The 18,052-nt window shown below is 48.1% G+C and carries 9 protein-coding genes; 5 read left to right on the forward strand and 4 right to left on the reverse strand.

Going from position 1 to position 18,052, the window contains the following annotated elements; genetic code table 11:
* Window positions 1-89 precede the first annotated feature (89 nt).
* The 5 genes from M4J38_RS09455 (at window position 90) to M4J38_RS09475 (ending at window position 10,821) form a co-directional block, all read left to right on the forward strand.
* Entirely contained in the window at window positions 90-2,000 is a 1,911-nt protein-coding gene (locus M4J38_RS09455) for a TlpA disulfide reductase family protein (protein ID WP_251759310.1), read from the forward strand.
* Between the two features lie 126 nt (window positions 2,001-2,126).
* A complete protein-coding gene (locus M4J38_RS09460) occupies window positions 2,127-3,653 on the forward strand; it encodes a hypothetical protein (RefSeq protein ID WP_251759311.1) in 1,527 nt (508 codons plus the stop codon).
* A gap of 75 nt (window positions 3,654-3,728) precedes the next feature.
* A complete protein-coding gene (gene treZ, locus M4J38_RS09465) occupies window positions 3,729-5,549 on the forward strand; it encodes a malto-oligosyltrehalose trehalohydrolase (RefSeq protein WP_251759312.1) in 1,821 nt (606 codons plus the stop codon).
* Window positions 5,530-8,139, forward strand: coding sequence for a malto-oligosyltrehalose synthase (gene treY, locus M4J38_RS09470; protein WP_251759313.1), 2,610 nt, complete (start codon window positions 5,530-5,532; stop codon window positions 8,137-8,139). The genes treZ and treY overlap by 20 nt, the downstream gene beginning before the upstream one ends.
* A gap of 129 nt (window positions 8,140-8,268) precedes the next feature.
* Complete coding sequence (locus M4J38_RS09475) at window positions 8,269-10,821, forward strand: TonB-dependent receptor (RefSeq protein WP_251759314.1); 2,553 nt, start codon at window positions 8,269-8,271, stop codon at window positions 10,819-10,821.
* 294 nt (window positions 10,822-11,115) lie between these two features.
* Here M4J38_RS09475 and M4J38_RS09480 read toward each other — a convergent pair whose 3' ends face one another.
* The 4 genes from M4J38_RS09480 to M4J38_RS09495 all read right to left on the reverse strand — a co-directional run bounded on the left by M4J38_RS09480 (window position 11,116) and on the right by M4J38_RS09495 (window position 18,040).
* On the reverse strand, window positions 11,116-13,428 hold the full coding sequence (locus M4J38_RS09480; protein ID WP_251759315.1) for a beta-galactosidase: 2,313 nt from the start codon (window positions 13,426-13,428) through the stop codon (window positions 11,116-11,118).
* Between the two features lie 213 nt (window positions 13,429-13,641).
* Complete coding sequence (locus M4J38_RS09485; RefSeq protein ID WP_251759316.1) at window positions 13,642-14,841, reverse strand: DUF4998 domain-containing protein; 1,200 nt, start codon at window positions 14,839-14,841, stop codon at window positions 13,642-13,644.
* A gap of 34 nt (window positions 14,842-14,875) precedes the next feature.
* On the reverse strand, window positions 14,876-16,072 hold the full coding sequence (locus M4J38_RS09490; RefSeq protein ID WP_251759317.1) for a DUF4959 domain-containing protein: 1,197 nt from the start codon (window positions 16,070-16,072) through the stop codon (window positions 14,876-14,878).
* Window positions 16,073-16,093: 21 nt separating this feature from the next.
* A complete protein-coding gene (locus tag M4J38_RS09495) occupies window positions 16,094-18,040 on the reverse strand; it encodes a RagB/SusD family nutrient uptake outer membrane protein (protein ID WP_251759318.1) in 1,947 nt (648 codons plus the stop codon).
* Between the last annotated feature and the right edge of the window lie 12 nt (window positions 18,041-18,052).

An 18,052-nucleotide genomic window follows, 5' to 3' on the forward strand; every position in this document is an offset into this window, starting at 1 on the left:
TTCAGATACGCATGATATATTTTGCTTAAATTAGCCGTATTACAAATTTGAAGCGATAGTGGGTGTTACTGCATCCTCCAACCTTAACTATGACATATTCATTCAAAACGGCTTTGCTGTATAGCGCAATTTCACGCCTTGTAGCAGGCATCCTGCTGTGTTTCCCCACTACAGTAAAGGCCCAATCCAGTGTGAAAGGAACATTACAGATGGTGAAACGATCCGATACCACCATTACGCTTCTTTATTCACCTCCGTCATTGCTACGGTTACCTGAAAACATCAGGGCTGCCGTAGTCTACAAACACGAAAACGACTACCATTATTGCGCTGCGCCACTCTTTAAAAATGGCGACAATTTCAAAAGCGTAGTAAAGCTGCCCGCTAAAGTTATTGCCGTAGTGGCAGCAGTAACTGATCAGAAAGGAATGGTTCTGGACAACAACGAAACAGGATACCGGCCATCTGTTTTTGAGAAAGGGGCAAGCATCCCCATGCAAACTTATGCTGAGACGGTAGAATTACTCAGTGACTACGCCTGGCGTATCTTAAAATTAAACCGAAAATCAGCAGAAGAAGCCATCATCAGTATATACCAGCAAGTATTTAAAGATTACCCTGAGTTGAAAAAAAACGACCCGGACTTCAGGTATTACTTAAGGTTAATGTATAGCCGCAACCAGGATTCCATGCGACCAGTCCTTTACCAACTTGCGGATTCACTTTCAACCTTGTCAAAAAATGAAAAAAACTGGGGAAACGCGCGATTCATTTATAAACTGCTGGGTGAAAAATATGCTTACGAGCAGCTGGAAAGAAAAACAATCACCCAATTTCCAAATGGAACTATTGCCCAGGATATTTTTCTGGATAGCCTGGAAAGAAGCACCAATGATACAGAAAGTACAGTTCTAGCAAAACTTCAATACTATATTCAAACGTTCCCGGACACATCGGAAAGAAAGAAATATGTTTTCTATAATAAGATTCTACACCTGCAACTTGATCAACTTCGAAGTGAAAAATTAATTGAATATGAGGAGCTGATCAATAAACCTGCTGTTGTAGCCAACTCATACGAATATTATGCTGAAGCGTTATTAACACAGGAAAAACCATCGAAAAATAAAATACATTTTGCAGGCGTTCTCCTTCAACGTGCCATTCGAATGGTTGAAAAGCAGCTTCAAAATTCGCTTCCAGAACAAAACGATGGAACACTAAACACTTCATATCAAAAATTACTGTACCAATACGTCCAATACCACATTAGCGAAAAACGCTTTGACTCCGCATTTCATTTTGCAGAAAGCATGGCGGCAACGGGCATTCCGATGAATGAAGAAATGTACAACACCTACCTTACGGTAACAGAACAGGTAAAGAGCCCCGAATATGCTTACCAATTCCTGCTGCAGAACATCAACAACAATGAATATGCCCGGTTCAACCTTCAACACCTGAAGCGCCTTTCAGCCGTTCCTGGAAAATCCGGTAAAGAAGCCGACTCGCTGCGCGTTCTCCTCGTTCAAAAAATCAACCAGCAGCAACGAGATAAAGTGCTGAAACAAATGGGAAACTTCCACATGCGGAAATTCGCACTTCAAAACCTAAACGGAGACAGCGTTACCACGAAGGCGCTGAAAGGAAAAACCATTGTGCTGGACTTCTGGGCAAGCTGGTGCCGCCCCTGCCTTGCCACTATACCAGCCATGAAGCAATACATTGACCAGTATGAAAATGACAGCACGGTGGCGATATTACTGATCGATACATACGAATTCGATACACCGGAGAACACAATCGCCCAGGCGAAAAAAATAATAAATGACAAGAAATACTTCGGCCGTGTTTTAATTGACCAACAGCATAGAATAGCCAGGCTGTATCATATTGAATCCGTTCCGCAACAAATAGTAATTGCACCATCCGGAGAAATATTTTCAGTTGGAGAAACAGATGACCTGCGAACGTTGATTGAGGTTTCAAAAGGGATATGAGCCGGAGTAATAACGAAACACATTAAAATACTATCTGCCTCCAGTAATATCACATCAATACTTTTCAATTCCCTGATCTAACTTAGCATCAACAGTGTCATTTCTTCCAAAACGATCAGTTGCAATATGAAAAAACTATTCTTCCTGCATGCATATATCCTGCATTCTATTTGCGCCTTCTCCCAACATACATCCATAGATAGCACCCAATACCCATCTTTAAAAACTTTTACCGCGCAACAAGACCAGGCCAACATGATGGCGCAGTTGGGCATCAAAACGCTGCGTCCCGGACCAAGTGCTAACGAAGCCGACCCCAACCATGCGAACTATGAGGAAGCGCTGGCGAACCCATGCCCGCAGTTGCCCGACCCATTCACATTAAAGAGCGGAAAGAAGATAACAACAGTACAGCAATGGTGGTCGCAGCGCAGGCCCGAAATCGTTGCGGATTTTGAAACTGAAGTGTATGGCAAGATCCCTGCTAACGCTCCCGCAATACAGTGGACCACAAAAATAACGGACCATGAATTCGTTGGCAGGATTCCGGTGATTGCCCGGCAGGTGATTGGCGTGGCCGACAATAGCACCTATCCGCTTATAGATGTGCGCATCAATATGGTGGTGGTGGTACCCCGGAACGTAAAAGGCCCCGTACCACTGCTCATTATGTTTGGGCGTCCTGCATTGCCCGCACCAGCACAACCATCGCCGGAAGACATGGAGAAAATCAATGCCGCGTTAAAAGAGTTGCTTTCAAAAAATAACCCGGAACTGAAACAAATTTTTGACAAATACCCGGCCTACGCGCCCGCCACCCGGCTTCCGGGCCCGAACTTTTTCGCCCCACCGCCCAACGGCGACTCTCCACCCACCGAACAACTGCTGGCCGCGGGATGGGGCTATTGCGTGCTGGATCCGTCGAGCATCCAGGCCGACAATGGCGCAGGGCTCACGCGCGGCATCATTGGCCTCACCAATAAGGGCCAGTCGCGCAAGCCCGATCAATGGGGCGCATTAAGGGCCTGGGGATGGGGCGCCTCGCGTGCACTCGACTTCTTCGAAAAAGATACTTTGGTAGATGCGAAGAGAGTAGGGATAGAAGGTGTTTCCAGGTATGGCAAAGCGGCATTGGTTACCATGGCGTTCGACCAAAGGTTCGCCATCGCCCTCATCGGTTCTTCGGGCAAAGGTGGCACTACGCTCCACAGGAGGATTTTCGGAGAAGCGGTGGAAAGTCTTGCCAACAGCGGCTCCTACCATTGGATGGCCGGAAACTACCTGAAATACGCCGCGGAAACAGCCGGTTTCGGAAGGAAAACAGGTTGCGATCTTCCTGTAGATTCCCACGAACTCATTGCGCTTTGCGCACCCCGACCCGTGTTCATCAGTTATGGCATCCCCGAAAAAGGTGACGCAAAATGGCTGGACCAGAACGGCAGTTTCAAAGCTACTGTTGCCGCGGGAGCCGTTTATAAATTGCTCGGGGCAACCGATCTGGGGCTTAGCAACGATGATCAAAAAGAAGCAATGCCTCCGGTATTGTCGGGGTTGATGGACGGGAAACTGGCATGGCGCCAGCACGATGGCGGGCATACCGATGCGCCAAATTTCCAGTATTTTATTCCCTGGGCCAATAAAATACTGAAGTAAGATCCCCCATTACGGGCAAAAAAATGTACGCCTGCTCCCTATTCGCCGTGGCATAGCCTTTTCAGCCCGGAAGGTATGGAACCGGCAAACAAATATCCTTTCGCGGGGGCTTTCGTGATGAATGATGGCCACTGCCTTTTCTCCGTATGGGCACCCCTTGCGGAAAATGTTCAACTTATTTTAGAAGACGATTACAGGGAAAAGGCTTTTCAGCTCGACAAAGATGATTCCGGCTACTGGCGCATTATCTTACCCGATATTCCCCCAGGCATGCATTACCGTTATAGTGTGGATGGCGCTGAAGCAATACCCGATCCCGCTTCCCGCAGGCAACCGGATGGCGTGCACGGCGCTTCAGAAGTGGTGGATCCGCATTTCACCTGGACCGACACCGAATGGAAAGGTATACCGCTCCATGACATGGTGATGTACGAATTGCATACCGGTTGCTTTACTCCTGAACATAGTTTCGAAGGCATCATAAAACGCCTGCCCTACCTCAGTTCTATCGGCATCAACACCATTGAGCTGATGCCCGTGGCACAGTTTCCCGGGAAAAGAAACTGGGGATACGATGGGGTATTTCCTTTCGCTGTGCACCATACTTACGGCACACCCGACCAGTTAAAGGCATTGGTAAACGCCGCGCACCTGCATGGCATCGCCGTTATACTGGATGTGGTATACAACCACCTGGGACCAGAAGGCAATTACCTCGAACAATACGGCCCTTATTTTACAGAGAAATACAAAACACCTTGGGGAAAGGCGCTCAACTTTGACGATGCCTGGTGCGATGGCGTACGTTCTTTTTACATCAACAACGCATTGATGTGGCTCAACGAATTCAGAATGGATGGATTGCGGATTGATGCCGTACACGCCATCTGGGATTGCGGCGCTACCCATTTTATGGAAGAACTCGCCAACGCGGTGCAACAACTGGAAAGCATTTCCGGGAGAAAAAAAGTACTGATCGCGGAGATAGACTACAACGCGCCCCGTTATATTAAACCGGCCAACGAAGGCGGATACGGCCTCTCCGGACAATGGACCGATGAGTTTCACCATGCGCTCCACGCTTTACTCACCAATGAAACAAATGGTTATTACGCCGATTTCGGGAACGTGGCGCCGTTTGTAAAGAGTCTGCGTGAGTCCTATGTGTACACGGGTGAATACTCACAAGTGCGTAACCGGAAATTTGGAAGAAGTCCGGAACAACTTCCCTACCACCAGTTCGTCGTTTTCACGCAAAACCACGACCAGATCGGTAACCGCTTAAAAGGAGAAAGGCTCAGCTCCCTGGTATCTTTCGACGCACTGAAGCTGGCCGCGGCGGCCATGTTGCTCACCGCGCACACCCCAATGCTGTTTATGGGTGAAGAATACGGGGAAACAAATCCGTTCCTCTTCTTTACGGACCATTCCGACCCTGAACTCATCAGTAACCTGAGAAAGGGAAGAAAAGAAGAGTTCAAAAGCTTCAACTGGGCAGACGAAGTGCCCGATCCACAATCCGAAGATGAATTCAGCAAATCCACGCTTTCCTGGAACACGGATAATGAAAAAGCAGCTATACTTATCCGTTATTATACCTACCTGATCGCCATGCGGAAGAACAGGGCAGCACTCCGGAATACGGACCGGAACGCTACAGTTGTGGAGGAACCATCGGGTAAACTGATTTCCTTCGAGCGCAAAGCGCCCGGAGAGCATCTCCTGGTACTGCTGAACTTCTCGGATAAACCCGAAGTTTTCCACGACAAACAATATCCATCCCTCAAAAAAATATTCGATTCCTCCGAAGCACAATGGAGCCTTTCCTCCACTGAAACAAAAACATCATTTATTCCACCTTATACCGCCGTTGTTTATGAAATTCAACCCTTCTGATCTTACACCAGTAGCCAGCTACCGCATTCAATTCAGTAAAACATTTACCTTCAGTCACCTCAAAGAAATCCTGCCCTACCTCCATCAACTGGGCATCTCCACACTGTATGCTTCCCCGGTTTTCAGTGCTGTTCCCGGAAGCACCCACGGCTACGATGTAACGGACCCGCATACGGTAAATCCGGAGATCGGCACATTGGAAGAATGGCGCACGCTCTCCACCGAACTCAAAAACTACGGCATCTGGTGGCTGCAGGACATTGTTCCCAACCACATGGCTTTTCATGAAAACAATTACCGTTTGTGGAACGTACTGGAATGGGGAGAAAAATCGCCTTACTGTAATTATTTCGACATCAACTGGCACCATCCCCATCCGGAACTGAATGGAAAACTGATGGTACCCTTCCTGGGAGAAGAAGCGGACGAGGCCATCGAAAAGGGCAACCTCACCATTCAATTCAATAAAAAAGGATGGCACTTCAATTATAACGATTCTTTCTTCCCGCTTTCCCCGGATTCACTTGAATTGCTGGCTGGCTTCGCTTCCGCGGTACCCGGCATGGAGCCAGTGGAAAACAGCATCCGTAACCTGCTTACCGGCATGAAAGAAATTACTACTTATGAAGCCTTGCAGGAAATGAAAACAGCATGGATACAAATCTTAAATACCAACGAATCCTTTAATGCCGCACTCGAAAATTTTCTTACACAGGTCAACAACAGCATCCTGCTGCGCAAAAAAGTGCTGGAAGCCCAACATTACCGGCTCACTTACTGGAACGCCACTTCCGGCCTGATCAATTACCGGCGTTTTTTTACCGTGAATAATCTTATTTGTCTGAACATGCAGGATGAAAGCGTGTTCCGCGAATACCACCAGTTGCTGGCACAACTTTACAAAGAAGGATTGGTACAGGGATTCAGAATAGACCATATTGATGGATTGGCCGATCCTGAAAACTACCTCCACAGGTTCAGGGCAACTTTTGGAGAAGCCTGTTATATAGTAGCAGAGAAAATCCTGGCGCATAATGAACAGGTTCCGGCAACCTGGCCGCTGCAAGGTACCAGCGGGTACGATTTCCTGCATTTCGTCAACCAGCTTTACCTGCACAACGAAGGCTTCAACGAACTCAAAACATGCTACCGGAAACACATTTCGAAAGATGATCCCGAAGCGATCATTCAGCATTCAAAAGAACTGATTCTTGAGATGTATATGCGCGGGGAATGGGACAACCTGGTTCATACCGCTGAAACGAATGGCCTACTGAGCAATGGGGTTACCCGTGAGGGGGCACGCGCAACCTTAAAAGATTTCCTGACCCGTATGCCCGTGTACCGTCTTTACCCGCCCCACCATCACCATCCTGCAGAAAAGAGCATTCTTGAAAATATATGGAAAGAGATGCGGTCGGCAACGGCTTCTACCGCATGGCTCGAAAATGTATGGCAACGTGAAGCAGACGAAGCGCTTTCTCCAAGCAGTACTTTTTTCCTGCAGCGGACCTGCCAGCTGGCTTCACCACTGATGGCCAAAGGCGTGGAAGACACCACTTTCTACCGGTATATTCCGTTAATAGCGCTGAATGAAGTAGGTGATGATCCGGATGGTGAAAAGATCAGCCAGGAAAAATTTCACCAGCTGATGTCGCAAAGAATGGAAAACAGTCCTTTCACCATGAACGCTTCTTCCACGCACGATACCAAACGCGGCGAAGATGCGCGCATAAGAATTCTGGTCCTCTCCCATTTACCTGAAAAATGGATGCAAACCTTCGAGCAATGGCAGCGCCTTAATGATGCAGACATTCAAGCCAATAATATCACACCGGAAGAAGCCTGGTACATTTACCAATCCCTGATCGGCGGATTTACAGAAGAGAAGGATTTTGCCGACCGGGCCGTTCAGGCACACCTGAAATGGGTGCGCGAAGCCAAAGTGAAAACCTGCTGGAACGATCCGGATACTGATTACGAACAACGCATCGAAAAGTTTACCAGAACATTGTGTGATGCCACGAATCTTTTCTACCAATCCCTTTCAGCTTTCGTGGAAGAAATGGATGTGTACGCGCAATCATGTTCCCTGGCTCAACTTGCCTTGAAGTGTATGGCCCCGGGTATGCCCGATATTTACCAGGGCAATGAAAGCACGAACTTCTCTTTTGTAGATCCCGACAACAGGCGCCCGGTAGACTTTAAAGCATTGCATAAAACTGAAACGGGAAATAGAAATTGGGAAGCAGCAAAAATCAGGTTAACGAAAGCGTTGCTGCGCATCCGCAGGCAATACATCGATTGCTTTACAAAAGGAAACTATATTCCACTTGATAGATCAACGAAGGAAGAAATATTTTGCTTCGCCCGTGTATACGATAGAACCTGGGTGCTGGTTGTAGTGCCCGGGAAGAAGGGTATTGCAAATCCCGTATCAGCTAAACTATCTTCTTTCATTCAACTTCCGGAAGATGCGCCTGAAGTATGGCGGGATGAACTGAACGGGAAAGACGGTTTGCGTTTTGAAGACATTCAGCTTCATTTAAAACAACAACCGATATTGATTTATACCGGTACAAAAGAATAAGCCACCAATCCCCCAAAAAGCGCTGAAAGAACTTTTGAAAAAAAAGTTTAAAATTATTTGTCTAGTATTTAAGTAGACTTTATATATTTGTCCACCAAAACACTAGACTTTTAAAAATTCAGCAGCGCTATGAGCAAAAAAATACAACTCAGCCTTCTCCTATTCTTCGCTTTCAGTACTGTTTTCGCGCAGGAAACACTGGAAGGAACGGTAAAAGACCAGAAAGGCTTCCCTGTAATCGGAGCGAGCGTAACCATAAAAGGATCAAACGTTTATGTTGTGGCCGACGCCGATGGCCATTTCAAAATCCGTAAACCCGAGCAACTTCCGGCTACCCTGCGGATCAGTTCCGTAGGCTTCACACAACAGGATGTAGTGGTAACCACGGAAACGGCCCTCGCGCCCATAGCGATCGTATTGGTGAGTGATGAACAATTAAAGGAAGTAGTAATTTCCTCGCGCCGAAGACTGGAAACAGCACAATCGGTACCCATCCCGATCACCGTGGTAGGCGGCGGGCAGGTAGCGGATGCCGGCGCGTTTAACGTGAACAGGTTGAAAGAATTGGTACCCACCGTACAACTTTATTCTTCCAACCCAAGAAATACCACACTGAATGTGCGCGGCCTCGGCTCCACCTTCGGACTGACAAATGATGGCATTGATCCCGGCGTCGGGTTTTACGTGGATGGTGTTTATTATGCCCGTCCCGCCGCCACCACACTTGACTTTATTGATATAGAACAAATCGAAGTGTTACGCGGACCGCAGGGAACGCTGTTTGGAAAAAACACCACAGCAGGCGCTTTCAACATCACCACCAGCGCACCCACTTTCAAACCGGGCGCTAAGTTCGAAGTAAGTTATGGCAACTATGGTTACATACAGGCCAAAGCTTCCGTTACAGGAGGCATCACCAAAAAGCTGGCCGGCAGGTTATCTTTCTCCGGCACCCAGCGAGATGGTGTGTTGGAAAATATCGCCACACAGAAGAAAGTGAACGACCTCAACAACCTCGGTGTCCGGGGCCAGTTGTTGTTCGTTCCGAACGACCGTATCAAAATCACACTGGCAGGAGATGCCACGCAGCAACGTCCCGACGGCTACGCGCAGGTAGTCGCCGGTGTGGTGCAAACGCAACGTGCGGCATACCGTCAGTTCAACAACATCATCGCTGACCTGAATTACCAATTGCCTTCTCTCAATCCTTTCGACAGAATCATCGACCACAACACCACCTGGCGCTCCGGCAACGACCTCGGTGGCGTATCACTGAATATTGACGCGAAGGTTGGCAGAGGCACACTCACCTCCACCACCGCATGGCGCTACTGGAACTGGGATCCCTCTAACGACCGGGATTTCACGGGCCTGGCCGTGCTCTCGCTTTCACAGGCTACTTCCAAACACAAACAATGGACACAGGAAATCCGCTACGCCGGTGACCTTTCGGCCAAACTCAGCGGCGTGATCGGCGCGTTCCTCATCGGACAGGACCTCAAAACCGATCCTTACCATATCGAAGAATCCGGCGATGCACAGTGGCGATTCTCCCAGAGTTCCACCAGTTCATTGTGGCAAACGCCGGGCTTGTTTGAAGGTTACGGCATCAGAACCAACTCTCGTTTAAAAAGTTTCGGCGCAGCCGCATTCGGTCAGTTAGACTGGGCCATCACCGACAGGTTGCACGTACTGCCAGGACTCCGGTTCAACTACGACCAAAAGGAAGTAGACTATGACCGCCAAACCTATGGCGGACTGCAAACATCAGATCCAGCATTGCTCGCGCTGAAGAACGCCGTATATACCAACCAGGCTTTTAAAGCCGATGTGGATGAAAGCAATCTCTCAGGACAACTTACCGTCTCCTTTAAAGCCGCCGAAAAAGTAAATACCTTCGCCACCTTCAGCACCAGTTACAAACCCATCGGCGTAAACCTTGGCGGTCTTCCCACTTCCGGCGGGGAAGTGATGATTGAACTCGCCAGGATCAAACCTGAATACGTTACACACTATGAAGTGGGCGTTAAATCACAACCCGCACGCGGTACCACTGTGAACATCGTCTTCCACCATACCGATATCAAAGATTACCAAACCCAGGTACAAACCGCTGAAGTAGGCGTAAACAGGGGCTATCTCGCCAACGCCGAAAAAGTACGCGTGCTTGGTGTTGAACTCGATGCAAATACACGGTTAGGCAAACATGTTAGTCTGAACGGTGCCATCGCCTATATGGATGGAAAATATGTTTCCTTTAAAAACGCCCCGGTTCCCCTGGAAGAAACAGGTGCTCCCTCCGCTTTCAAAGATATCTCCGGCGGTGAACTTCCCGGCATCTCCAAATGGGCCGGCTCACTGGGTGGAGAACTTACTTCCAACCAGGCGAAGTTCCTGGAGCAGGATGGAAAATATTTCTTCGCGGTAGAAACTTATCACCGCTCCTCTTTCTCTTCCAGCCCCTCGCCTTCCAGGTTCCTGAACATCGACGGGTATTCCCTCGTGAACGCCCGGTTAGGTTTCCGCGCACTGGAAGGGTTTTCCGCCTTCATCTGGGCACGCAACCTGTTTGACAAGGATTATTTTGAACAACTATTGCCCGCGGCAGGCAATGCCGGACACTATGCAGGTGTATTGGGTGATCCAAGAACATTCGGCATCACGCTGAGGTATACTTTCTAAGGTGGTGGTTACCTTAGAAAAACAAAGCCCGGACAATACGTTCCGGGCTTTTCTGTTTTACGTGGCAGCGTTGTTGCTGGAGATTATTTTTTTCACGCGAAGACGCAAAGGCGCAAGGTACGCAAGGAGTTGTTGTAGCACAAGATGCTGGAAATTGATACTGTAACAAAGAAGCAAGGCTTTGCGTCCTTGCTTCTTTGCGTCTTGGCGTGGAAAATTACTTATTGTAATGATTATACTACTCCGTCAAAATGAACATTGCCCCTCTCCCCTGGGAGAGGGGGCAGGGTAAGGCTACTTAAACTCAAAACCTCCCTCTGAAACATACAAATTAAACGCTTTCACCCTTCCTTTTGAAACACCTGTCCGTGGCAAATACTTCATTCCTTTTACTTTTCTTGATGTACCAAGGTCAATGATTACCTGGTGGGGCAACTGCTTTTCGTTTTTGCTCCAGGCGGTATGCCAGTAAGTGGTGGGTTGGTTATCGGCCAGGAGATTGGCCAGACCGTTTTCCTGTGAAAGTTCTTCGCTGTCCGCGAAAACGATATTGTATTCTTCTCGGGGAATTTCTTTTCCCTGCGCATCAAGGAAACGGAGTTCGGCGATGGTGGTATAATTCACGTTACCGTAGGACGCATTCGCTTCGAGGCAAATGTAACGGCCGGAGAAGGTGTTGTTGAACGAAACTTCCTGCCAGCCGTCTTTGTCTTCGAGTGTGCCGGCATATTTTTTGTCGGCGTCAGGCAATACGGGGAGCATTCCGTTTTTTCCGTGGAGAAGAGAAGAATCCACTTTTGTGTCCCAGATTTGTTTGGTGATGCCTGTTATTTTTGGCTCCGCGATGGATTCACTTTCCAGGATCATGATTTCGTTTTCCCCTTTTTTCAACCAGCACCCGGGAATAAACAGGGTTTGTTGCGGACCTATGAACCAGTAGCGGCCTATATGTTTTCCATTCACCCATAATAAACCCTTGCCCAGTTTCCGGGTATCAAAATAAGTATCGCCTGTTTCACTGAGTGTAATCTTCGCACGATAGAGGTGCGGGTACCCATTCCTGTGCGCAGAAGGTTTGAAAGCCGCTACATTGTTGAGCGGGAGTTTATAATGTTGCCAGCCGGTCAGTTCTTTTCCATTGAACCATACCCCTTCGGTGATGCCCTTTCTTTCTGAGTCGATGGCGTTGCCGAAGTTCACACGCGCCTGGTGTTCCACTAAGATTTCAATGCGGTGCTTTGTGTTCTCTTTAATATCCAATGCTAAGGTGGATTGGTTCAATCTTCTATCAAGCACTCCGATTTTTTTTCCATCCACATACACTGTAGCGCGATCCATCACTCTTTTAATGAGCAGGTTGCCTTGCAAGGGACCGGCGGTTTCGTGTGCATACAAAATATAACCGGAGTTCTGGTCCAGCATTTCCATGGGCTGCGGCTTCTCGGAGATGATGGGTTTCGGTAAGTTTTCCCGAAGGGAGGCCACAGGTTTGAAAGTAAATTCAGGAATCGTAATCTTTTTGAGGGGTGCCGGAAGCGCGGGAAGTTGCAGCGAAGGATATTTATCTTTGATGACTTTCTGGAAAGCGTAAAACTTTTCGTTGGGTTCACCATCTTCACTCAGCGGCGCGTCGTAATCGTAGCTGGTGGTATAAGGCGTAAAATAAGTATTGCTGCCATTTGCTCCGGGGAAGAAACCGTTGCTGGTGCCGCCGTGGAACATGTAGAGGTTCACGGACACCCCGTTGTCTACCATCCATTTGAAGTCGGCGAGTTTTTCTTCCACGGAATGCACTTCGTGTTTTCCGCCCCAGTAGTCGAACCATCCGGTCCAGAATTCGGAGTTGAATTTAGGAACGTCTGGCGCGTATTTTTCGAAGATGGCGAAGTTCTTCTGTGCGCCGCCACCGAAATTAATAGATGGCATTACACCTTCAACGTGCGCGTTGTCGTAATAATTCTTTCCGGCCCAGTCGCAATGGAAAAGGGGTACATCTACGCCTGCATCCAGCAAAGTTTGCTTAATCGCGTTTACATATACTTTGTCTCCGGCATAAACACCATATTCGTTTTCCACCTGTACCATCAGGACGTTCCCGCCTTTGGAGATGAGGTTAGGTTTGAAGGACTGCACGGCCCTTTTCAGGAAAGCCAGTGTGGCGGGCATATACTTCGGATCGGAACTGCGGAGTGTGATACCTTTGTTTTTGAGCAGCCAGGCGGGCAAACCGCCGAGGTCCCATTCGGCACAGGTATATGGACCGGGACGAATGATCACCCATAGTCCTTCTTCCTGCGCGATTTTACAGAAAGCCGCGATGTCCAGGTTGTCTTTGAAATCGAATTTTCCGGGTGTGGGTTCGTGCGCGTTCCAGAACATATACGTGCAGATGGTATTGAGTCCCATGGCACGGGCTTTTTTCAGCCTATCCCGCCAGTAAGGCCGGGGTATCCTCGCATAGTGCATTTCACCACTGATAATGTGGAAGGGCTTTCCATCGAGGATGAAATCTTTTTTGCCGATCTCAAAACTGTGTTTCGGCTGTTGGGCCGAAGCTGCGGTTGTGACCATTACAACCAGCAAAAGAACCATGATCTTTTTCAACATCAATTTTCGGATTACAATAAATCAATAAAGGAGTATTGCGCGCAAGTTAAAGGGTTAAGGAGCGGAATGACTTCGTATATTTTAACCATTCCTGCAAGTATCGTATTAAGCTTACTGTTTTAACAATTGCTTAAACCCTTAAAGGCCATTAAAAGAGAGGGACATGTAGAAACATGCCCCTCGTTGATTGCAAATGAATCTAACCAAACTGCCTTAATTCTCAATAAAGTTGAATGCCCTTACATTACAGAACCTGCCTGGATCTCCTGCCGGTTGCGTGGTAAGGTAGCCGATACTCACTTCTTTCCTTTCGGTTAAAGTGAAGGTCACTTTTAATTGGGCCAGGGGTTTTCCGTTCACGATCTTGGTGTACCCGATCGCCGTTTGTACCTGCGCCACATCCGGCAAACCATCGCCTTCTGAAACCACCAGGTAGGCATTATCCGCTTCCGTTAAATTCGTATCCCTGAGGTCGGAGATAGCGAATGTATATGTTCCGGGATTCAGTACCCGTGTTTGCCATATTTTGCCATTTGTTACTGCGGGAGCGCCCCATCCAGATTCCACGTTGAAGATATTACCGTTCCATTCGTCCCAGCCGCCGTATCCGCCATGACTTTTCACGGCGTCATTCGATTTCCAGTCCGCAAGATTCCCCCATCTTCCGCTTCGTCCTGAGGTGATGAATGGTACTTTCCGGTTGAGCAGTTGCGGGGCGATTTTCACCAGTCGCTCGGTATAAGGGACATGGAAAGTATCCACACTGGTAGGCTCAGGCTTGTATATTGTTCTGTAACGGATAGTAGTGGTGGTATCCATTCCGGGGAGCGCTATTGAAGTTTCACCGGGTTTGATGAATACTGATTTCACCATGCCACTATCGGTGTATTGTATTTCCGTGAACTGTGGCCCAATAGAAGGATCCAACTGCTCCCAGGTGATTATGGAATATCCGGGTTCGAATTCAATACCCGCGATCAGTCGATTGGTTAATTTACGCCGGTAAGCATCCCCATAGGAAACACCTGTGACCGTTACCGGGACCGACTTATTTCCTTTGGCATCATAAGTGTGTATTGTAAAAGGCCTTATACCTTCAGGAATATTGATGTATTGGCGAAAGGTATCAATAAGGGAAGGTTTTATTTCGTACACCACCGAATCATTCTTATTGTTCCAAAATACTTTCAGTGTTGTGATTTTAGGATCGGCATTTAAAAGTCCGTAAACCTGTATGCGTTCTTTTCCCGAAAATATTTTCGCGGAGTCCAGTTTTCCGGTGTAAAGAATTTCACCTCCTTCAATATGTTGTTTATAATCGTCCCATTTTGAACAGGAGAGCAGTAATGTTCCGGAGCACAGGATGGCGCCGGCCACCGCCATTTTATTTTTTATAGCTGAAAACAGTTTCATGATGCTGTTTTTAATTTAGATGAACGGGACACACTTAACGCGGGTCACCATATACTTTCAGTTCATTGATACTTTGCGCCGTTCCTCCCGCGAAATTCTCCAGGCAGCGGATACGGAGGTATCTTACCCTAGGCGCATCAAGTCTTATCTCCCAGTTAAACCCGGCGCTGGCTGTTGTCTGATCAAGGTTATTGTCGGTACCATAAGGTAATCCAGAAGGTTTAACCACTTCATAGTAACCAAGCAGTGTCCAGCTTGCATCCAGCGCGCCGTTGGAAGAAGGATTCTCTGATCCGTAGATTTCAAAGCGTTTCATCGTGGTGAGGAAATACCACCTGCTTCCTTCCGGATATGGTCTTATGTAAACGCGGCTCAACTTAGAAAGCACGCCCATATCGAAAGTAATCATGTGTGGTTGCGGTCCTCCATTCACCTGGTGGGTGAAGCTGGTGTAGGGCCAGCCCAGCCTGTTGTCCCAGGCGTACTCCAACCGGGCGCCGTTGGTAACCTGCGGCGCGTCGCCCGGAAGTGCCAGCCCTCTGAATTTAGAAGGGTCGAGTTGCACTTCAAAAATGGGTTTTATATCCTGGAAGAGCGTATCCGTTGTATTGCCCCAACGATCGCGTACCAGGAAGCCGAGTGTTACCAGGGTGGTATCCAGTCCTCTGATTTTCTGAAGAATGCTGTCCACATTGGTGAAAACGCTCCAGTTATTGTTGGCTTCGTATTCCAGGAATTTATTTTTAGAAAGCACGATCAGCCCGATGTTATCCTTTGAAGGATTTTCAGCCGTTATATTGAAGCCGCCGAAAGCATTCAATACTTTCATGCTCTTAAACACTTTCCATATCGGGGCCTCTTGCGGCTGCACTTTTACCACCACCGGTTCAGATTCTACGCCACTTCTGGATACGGAATACAATTTCACCTCATACTCCTTTGTATCGGCAAATCCTTCCACAATCAGGGAATCCAGGTAATAAGATGCCTTAGCTTCCGCCGGCACACCCGAAGTGGGCACGTATTCCGCCTTTACATAAAGCAACCTTTCATCATTCGGAACCTGGTACGTAATTTTCGCCTTGCCGGGCAGGTTCACGACCGAGACACCCGTAACCACCGCAGGCGGTACCGGATCATCGTTTATAGGGTTATGCCCTTCGCTTTTCCTGCAGGAAACAACAGTTCCCAGCAGCAGCATTATCATGATTGTTTTTATTGTCAGTTTCATAATTTCTGGTTTAAATTGAGCTTACCATCCTGGGTTTTCAACGAGATTAGGGTTGCGGCGGGTATCATACAATCCTATCGGCCAGAAATAATCCCTTGGAGAAAGAAAACGCTGGCTGTAGATTACCCTTTCCCTGTAATAGGTCTCCGCGGTTTTGCCCATGATGGTCCATCCGGTGATGTCCTTATTCTGTTCTTCGAATGCTTTTTTCCAGCGGCGGAGGTCCCAGAATCTTTGTCCCTCGAAAGCAAGTTCGATAAGGCGCTCTCTGTGGATAATTTCACGGAGACCATCCTGTGTGGTGTATTTAGTGGGGTTGCTGGAATAATTGCTCCAAGATTGCACTACACCTTTCAATCCGGCTCTCTCCCGCACCATATCCACGTACTGGATGGCCTGTGCGGATCCGGGTTCCACTTCATTCAAAGCTTCGGCATACATGAGCAGCAGATCAGACATTCGGATTTCCGGCCAGGGGTATTGTTTATAAACGGGTGCGGAAGAACCTGCGGTTGTGGATTCCCAATGCACCAGTTTTTTAATGAAATAGCCCGTTTCATTCCAGTTCACGAAGTCGCCGAAACCTGCTTTGTCGCCATTTTTCGCTTTCACATAGAAGGTGTTCCTGTCGTTTCCTGAGGTAGTGGCGTCTTTCATGTACCAAACACCACCATCGAATCCAAGCGAAGCGTAGAAGCGCGGTTCACGGTCAAAATTCAGGCGCGCGGTCACGAAACCAGGTTCAATATAATTGCGTTCAGCGGAAGTGGCCGTGCGCAATTGTTCATAGTTCGAGAAATTAAGGGTGCGGTCTTCTTCTATCGGCACACCATTTTGGGTGTAGAACATTTTTGCGATTTTCATCGGCGGCGCCCAGATCCCCTGCAACTGCGCCCTTGTTGTATTGGTACCCCTTTCCATCGGCGGCATACAAAGCGCTTCGTTCACGAAGTACATTTGCGCGTTGGGCCATACGTTTTCACGTCCCCATCTTTCTGTAACCGCGTTCCTGATGCTCAGTTGGGTCTTTGTAGTATCGGTAAGCCCGAGGAAATCCACGGTGTATTTATACAGTCCGTGACCGTTGGCCTCAGCGGTTTCAATCGCTACCTTAATGGCATCGCGCGCCTTCACCCATTTGTTGGCATCGAAGGTCGGATTAAAGAGCGCTACCCCTTCTTTATCACGGAACGAGGCCATATCGGCGTTTCCATTGAACAGCGGACTGGCGGCTGTGATCCACAGTTTCGCTTTCACCGCCATGGCAATGGTTTGCGTGATCCTTCCCAATTGTGTATTTTCTTCTGTAATACGCGGGGGAAGCCTGTCGTATGATTCATCGAGCAGATTGGAGATGTAATTCACACAGGAATCAACGGGCATTCTTTTCGACAAAGAGCCATCCACATCATCATCCAGGCCCAGGTTCTTATCCATAATGGGAATCGGACCATACATACGCATCATGTAAAAATGGTAGTAGGCCTTGAGGAACTTGGCTTCAGCGATCCAGCGTTCTCTTTCAGACTGTGTAATATCGGGCACCAGCGTAGGGTTCTCCATATTCTCAATGAAGATATTGCACTGCCTGATGCCTCTCCAGAGTTTCTGGTGGTCGAAACGGGTACTGTTGCCTTTCCTGGAGCCTGTCCATTCATCAAACAGCGGCGCATCTTTGTTCTGTTGTCCCTGCGCGATCCGGAAGATTGGATGCCAGTGCGCCTGGTCGTTTTGCGGCAGCCATATTTCGTCACCGCCCAGCAATCCTACATTGTACCATCCGTCTCCCCCTTTGGGCTGATAAGAATAAAGGGTGAACAGGTATTTTTCAGCTTCGTTTCTTAATTTGAAGGCATTCTCAATGGTGGCCACGTTGTCCGGCACCACATCCAGGAATTTTTTACAGGAGGCCAGCATCGACACAGACAGGGAAAGGGCCACCGGTATCCATATATTTTTACGTTTCATAATTTGTTCAGT

Origin of the sequence: Parasegetibacter sp. NRK P23, from assembly GCF_023721715.1 — a bacterium.
Taxonomy (GTDB): domain Bacteria; phylum Bacteroidota; class Bacteroidia; order Chitinophagales; family Chitinophagaceae; genus Parasegetibacter.